This is a genomic window from Synechococcus sp. F70.1, assembly GCF_047502745.1.
Lineage (GTDB): Bacteria > Cyanobacteriota > Cyanobacteriia > Thermostichales > Thermostichaceae > Thermostichus.
This window is the reverse complement of the sequence record NZ_JANSJL010000077.1, coordinates 1-5399: the sequence shown is the minus strand read 5'-3', so window position 1 is coordinate 5399 and position 5399 is coordinate 1. Positions and strand designations below refer to the sequence as shown.

Annotated in this window: 5 protein-coding genes, 1 tRNA gene, 1 other RNA gene and 2 pseudogenes; 6 read left to right on the top strand and 3 right to left on the bottom strand. The window is 58.4% G+C overall.

The window, feature by feature from the left end:
- The 3 genes and pseudogenes from NW860_RS07955 to NW860_RS07945 form a co-directional block, all read right to left on the bottom strand.
- A pseudogene (locus tag NW860_RS07955) lies at window positions 1–335 on the bottom strand (hypothetical protein); the annotation flags it as partial.
- Between the two features lie 52 nt (window positions 336–387).
- Complete coding sequence (locus NW860_RS07950; protein WP_414513498.1) at window positions 388–1407, bottom strand: endonuclease domain-containing protein; 1020 nt, start codon at window positions 1405–1407, stop codon at window positions 388–390.
- A 68-nt stretch (window positions 1408–1475) separates the two neighbouring features.
- A tRNA-Lys gene (locus NW860_RS07945) sits at window positions 1476–1547 on the bottom strand.
- Between the two features lie 100 nt (window positions 1548–1647).
- Here NW860_RS07945 and ssrA point away from each other — a divergent pair.
- The 6 genes and pseudogenes from ssrA (at window position 1648) to NW860_RS07915 (ending at window position 5263) form a co-directional block, all read left to right on the top strand.
- Window positions 1648–2043, top strand: a transfer-messenger RNA (tmRNA) gene (ssrA, locus tag NW860_RS07940).
- A gap of 126 nt (window positions 2044–2169) precedes the next feature.
- The gene (locus NW860_RS07935; RefSeq protein ID WP_414513496.1) at window positions 2170–2688 is read left to right on the top strand and encodes a DUF4330 domain-containing protein; all 519 of its coding nucleotides are present in this window, start codon (window positions 2170–2172) and stop codon (window positions 2686–2688) included.
- Between the two features lie 15 nt (window positions 2689–2703).
- Window positions 2704–3735, top strand: coding sequence for a UDP-3-O-(3-hydroxymyristoyl)glucosamine N-acyltransferase (gene lpxD, locus NW860_RS07930; RefSeq protein ID WP_414513494.1), 1032 nt, complete (start codon window positions 2704–2706; stop codon window positions 3733–3735).
- A gap of 50 nt (window positions 3736–3785) precedes the next feature.
- Window positions 3786–3980, top strand: coding sequence for a hypothetical protein (locus NW860_RS07925; protein WP_414513492.1), 195 nt, complete (start codon window positions 3786–3788; stop codon window positions 3978–3980).
- Between the two features lie 42 nt (window positions 3981–4022).
- Window positions 4023–4421, top strand: a pseudogene (locus NW860_RS07920) (Uma2 family endonuclease); the annotation flags it as partial.
- A 116-nt stretch (window positions 4422–4537) separates the two neighbouring features.
- The gene (locus tag NW860_RS07915; protein WP_414513490.1) at window positions 4538–5263 is read left to right on the top strand and encodes a Uma2 family endonuclease; all 726 of its coding nucleotides are present in this window, start codon (window positions 4538–4540) and stop codon (window positions 5261–5263) included.
- Window positions 5264–5399 lie beyond the last annotated feature (136 nt).

The window sequence follows — 5399 nt, the reverse complement described above, 5'->3', positions numbered from 1 at the left end:
GGCCTGTTCGCGCTACTCGGCCGTAGGCCTAGAATCCGCGCCAAGGGAACGTTCTCCCGCTGTGCGTAATCCACTAGGGTTGCCAACGCCTTTTGCAAAACAACTGCTGCCTCTGGAGACTTGGAGCGGGCGATGGCTGTTGGAGGTGTGGTAGAAGCCCAGTCCCAGGCCTTGTCAGTCAGCACAAGCCGGGTTATCCTCCTTCCCTTTTCGACTACAGTCTTGCATTCAATGAGGCCCTTTTCCTCCAACAGCTTGAGCTCTTTGGCCCTATGCTTTGGCTTCACTTGCGACTTGGTCGGTTCTTCCCCTGTTAGCAGGAGCTTCCAGAGCAAAATTTCACTTTTGGGCAACAAATCGCTCATTTCCCCAACCTCCAGCCCTGCCTCAAAGCCGGCTCTGTTGCAATTGAACCACCTTGCGGATCATCTCCACCGCCCGCTCGCAGTCGGACATCACCAGCTCATTGGGAATCCGCAACACCAAGTAGCCGGAGATGAGCAACTCGTAGTCCCGCAGGCGATCCTGGTAGTAGTGGTTTGGCTCGCGGTGCTCTGGCCCATCCACTTCCACCACCACCTTACCCTCCCGCCAAAGCAGATCCGCTCGGAAAGTGCGTCCGTTAACACTCTGTACAGTTTGGTTGAATTCCAGCAAATTCTTTAACTGTGCATCTGCTGCCACCCGGTCGGCCAGCTTTCTCTCGGCGGGACTGAAGGGGTGAGGGGATTCCTTGTAACCCACCACCACCTGCACCGAGCTGTCGAACTCCTTTAGCCTCTCAGGAAGCGGCAGTCGAATGGCACCGTAGCTCACGGAGGCCAATTCGGGGTGATCAGTCAAAGCGCTCGGCACCACCAGCACCAGCCGTGCCTGACTGTTGTCAGCCAACCAGATAGCTGCCTTGGCCAAGCCGAGTAAGTAGCTGGGCGCCGGCTCTGTCTCGTCGGTTGCCAAAGCCAAGGTCAGCTCGCGAGGGGCAATGGCCTTAGCCAGTTGCTGCACCTGGATCGCCCGCTGGATCCCTGGCAGCAGAGGCAGGCGTTGCTGTTGGCACAGGTGCATGGCCGCCTTGAGCCAGGCGTTGGCAATGGTGGGATCCTGTTTTGCTGGTAGCTCTTGGGCGCGGAGACGATTGTGAGCTTGAACCTCTGCCGTTGTGCCCGGCTCAAACTTTTCCCCATACCAATAAGGCCAGAGGGATAGGGCTACCCTCGCCAGCACCTGCAGACACTCATCGAGGATGGCATCCTGGGCAGGAATTCGGTGCCAAAGCTTGGAGACAAAGACCGTCTCTCGAGTTTCAGCCTCCTCCGCCAGGCTCGCTAGCGCTTCCTCCACGCACGGCGCCAGCAACAGCTTGACCTCCCCCTCTTTGCCTAGGTCTTGCCACGAAAGAACGGCCACCTCGCCTCTCCCACCTGCCTCCTGGAATCCTAGCTTAGGCCAGGCCGGGGGGAGAGGGTATCGCAAGCTGGGTCGGCAGGGATTCGAACCCTGGGCCAATCGGTTAAAAGCCGAGTGCTCTACCGCTGAGCTACCGACCCGAGTTTACACTTCCGTTATGCTAGCAGGACTTCTGTCACATTCGCAAAGACTCTAGCCGGATCCCCGAGAGTTTTGCTAGTCTAGATGTAAGCTAACCCCGGGGCTGTAACGGTTTCGACGGGGTGGCGAACAAGGGTTCATGATGCAGGTCGGGCTTGAGCTTATCCCGTTACCACTAGGCTCAACAAAGTAGGTGCGAACAACGTCGTACCTTTTGCTCGTAAAGCAGCTGCTCTGGCTGCCTAAGGCTCAGTAAGAGAAGTCTGAGCTCGAGGATCCTCCCACGACCCCGTTAAGTGGGCGGGTCACAACCCCAACGGGTGCAGCTCTCTTCTCCGGCTCCGTCGAGGGAGAGCCTAAGCTTAGGCGGAGAACTCCCATCGCCGGGATCTAAACGGCGATCCCTGCCTTGAGGGTCAGAGAGGCTAAGCCTGTGAAGGAGTGAACCCCCAGTACCCATCTCGGACACGGGTTCGACTCCCGTCAGCTCCACTCCTTTGCCAGTTGGCTGCCACTGGTTACCTAGCGGGGAGCCCGCGAGTGGTTGCACTTGGCCGATGACTGTGTTTCCTAGTAGTAGGGCACCCTACAATAAAGCAGGGTGTTGGAAGAGAAGTGGCGATGCGGCTCGTCGATGAACGGGGGCGTCTGCTGGGGAAGGTCAGCCTTCTGGATCTGGGGGCGCTGGCCATTGTAGTAGCGGCGATTGTGGCTGTCCTGTTTTTCCCCGGGCGGCAGGTGGGCAGCGTCGTCCAGGTGGGGGGTGGCCCCACGCTGCCGGTGGAAGTGGATATGATTGTGCGGGGGGTCAGCAGCCGATCCCTGGAACCTTTTCAAGCAGGTCAGAAGGCTGACTTGATTATCCGCAACCAACCCTACGGCCAGGTGGAGGTGGTGCGGGTGGAAAACGTCAGCCGCACTGTGCCGGTGGTTTTTCCCGATGGACGGGTTGAGAACTTGCCTGACCCAGAGCCCTACCGCTTTGATCTGGTGTTTACCTTGCGGGGACGGGGCCAGCGGACAGAAAATGGCATTGTCCTAGGCAACAACCGCGTCAAAGTCGGCGTTCCCCTGGAGCTCGAGACCTTTAGCTACAACTTGCGTGGAACCGTGATGGATGTGCGGCTGCTGCAATCGTAGAGGATCTCAAGCCCAATGCAGCTACAGGAGATCGCCCAAAAATTGGGATGCCCCTACGAGGGAGATCCCACCCTAGAAATTCACGGCGTGGCTAGCCTAGCAGAGGCGCGCCCAGGAGAGCTGAGTTTTCTCAGTGAAGCCCGCTACCTACCCTTGCTGGAGCAGACCCAAGCCAGCGCCGTCATTGTGGAGGAATCGCTGGTTCTGCCCCGCCCCATTGCTTGCCTGCGAGGGAAGGATCCCCGTCTGCTCTTTGCCCAGGCCATCGAGCTGTTTTACCAGCCCTATCGCTTGCCTGTTGGGATCCATCCCACCGCTGTGATTGATCCCAGCGTTGAGTTGGGAGAAGGTGTGGCCATTGGGCCGCATGTAGTGGTGATGGAAGGGGTGAAAATTGGCGACTACACCCAAATCCACCCCAATGTAACCATCTACCCCCACGTGCGGATTGGATCCCGCTGTCAGCTTTTCGCCAACTGCGTCATTCACGAGCGCACGGAGATTGGGGATGATTGCCTCATCCACAGCGGTGCTGTCATCGGCGACGACGGCTTTGGCCACATTCCTCTTCCCGACGGCTCCTGGCGGCGCATGCTGCAGGCGGGCCGGGTGGTGCTGGAAGACGGCGTAGAGGTGGGCAGCAACACCACCATCGACCGGGCCGCTGTTGGCGAGACCCGCATTGGCCGGGGCACCAAGATTGACAACCTAGTGCAGATTGGCCACGGCGTGAAGACGGGATCCCACTGCTTGATCGTGGCTCAGGTGGGCATTGCCGGCAGCACCCAATTGGGCCACCGCGTCATCTTGGCTGGGCAATGCGGCCTGGCCGGGCACCTGCACATTGGCGATGGCGTACGCGTGGCCGCCCAGACAGGTGTAACCAGCGACGTCCCCGCTGGTCAAACCGTGGCCGGCTACCCCCATCAGCCTATTGCCGAATGGCGCAAGAGCATGGCCGTCCAGCGGCATCTGCCTGAGCTGCAACGTACCTTGCGCAAGCTGGAAGCTCGTGTGGCCAAGCTGGAGCAGAGCAGTGGGACATAGATGGGGATCCCTGCCGATGGCTAATTCACTTGCTTGCCCCCAACGCAAAGATGCTAGCCCAAGAGAAACTGCAGGAAATCACTCCCCTCACCCGCGAGCAACTGGCAGAGCTCATGCCTTCGGCCCAGGGGCTGCTCAGCGATGAGCCCGAAATGGAACACTCTCTCCACGCCTTGCAGCTTCTAATTCTGGTGAGCTGCCTCACCCGCATCTGGCAGGATCGCAACGACTACCTCCTGTCTTAGAACCTTACCGTTTACTCCAGCCGCGACCAACTCAAAACCAAAGACTTCCACGGCCCAGATCTGTTTTTGGTCAAAGGGGTAGAAAACCGCCCCCGCCCTTCTTGGGTGGTGTGGGAAGAAGGGGGGAAATATCCAGACTTGATTGTTGAGCTGCTCTCCGAGTCCACAGCCAAAGTGGATCGAGAGGAGAAGCGGGAGCTGTACCAGAGGATTTTCAGAACTCCAGAGTACTTCTATTTTTCTCCTGAGACCCTGGAGTTCATGGGTTTGCGGCTAAGGGGGGAGAAATACGAGGAGATTCCGCTCACCAAGGAGGGGTGGCGGTGGAGCGGGGTGCTGGGATTGTACCTGGGGATGCACAACCAGCAGCTTCGGTACTTCTTCCCCAATGGTGAGCTGGTGCCTACTCCTGAGGAAGAAAATCGAACGCCAACGGGCTGAGCAAGAGCGGCAGCGGGCTAAACAAGAACAGCAGAGAGCAGATCACCTGCCCAGAAGTTGCGGGAGCTAGGGGTGGATCCCGATACCTTGTAAGGGTAAAGAGAGGAGAACTGGCAATGACTAACCCGAACCCAACTACTGAGGTGCTGGATCCGGTTTATCTACCCGAGTTGCCCCCCACCCAAGACGAGCTCCCCTACGACGACAGCGAACCTATGGAAAGCTGGCGGCACAGGTGCCAGATGGACTTGCTCATCTCCACTACCCAAACCTGGCTGCAGCAGCGCCCTGATGGCTTTGTCGGTGGCAATATGTTTCTCTACTACAGCTTGGAGCAGACCCGCGGCCGCAATTTCAAAGGGCCGGATTATTTTGTGGTGTTGGGTGTGCCTAAAGGCGAGCGCAAAAGCTGGGTGATTTGGGAGCAGGGCAAAGGGCCGGACGTGGTGATTGAGCTTCTTTCTCCCAGCACTGCCCAGGAGGACAAGACAAGCAAAAAGCAACTTTATGAGCAGATTATCCGGGTGCCGGAGTACTTTTGGTTTGACCCGTTTGAGCCAGAGGACTGGGCGGGGTTTCGGCTAAGGGGCGGCCGCTATGAGCCAATTCAAGAGGATGCAGAGGGTTGCTTGCCGAGCGAGGTTTTGGGATTGTACCTAGTGAAGTGGGAGGGCAGGTTTCGGGACATCGAGGCCACCTGGATTCGCTGGGCCACTGCTGCTGGGGAACTGGTACCCACTGAGGCCGAACTGGAGCGGCAAAGGGCTGAGCAGGCCGAACAACGGGCAGGGCGCCTGGCCCGGAAGCTACAAGAGCTAGGGGTAGATCCAGACGCCCTGTAGACAGCCAAGTAACTCAAGACAACAAGGTGGATCCCTAAGAGGCCAATACCAACGCGGGCAGCTTTTGGATGGCAGGACGTAAACCCTTAGGAAAGCGCTCGCGCTTCAGAGGATAGCGATAGTTGAGTTGGGGAAT

Bases quoted from the DNA above. Each gene is read 5' to 3' on its own strand.
- NW860_RS07935 (WP_414513496.1), top strand. From the start codon at position 2,170: ATGCGGCTCGTCGATGAACGGGGGCGTCTGCTGGGGAAGGTCAGCCTT.
- lpxD (WP_414513494.1), top strand. From the start codon at position 2,704: ATGCAGCTACAGGAGATCGCCCAAAAATTGGGATGCCCCTACGAGGGA.
- NW860_RS07925 (WP_414513492.1), top strand. From the start codon at position 3,786: ATGCTAGCCCAAGAGAAACTGCAGGAAATCACTCCCCTCACCCGCGAG.
- NW860_RS07915 (WP_414513490.1), top strand. From the start codon at position 4,538: ATGACTAACCCGAACCCAACTACTGAGGTGCTGGATCCGGTTTATCTA.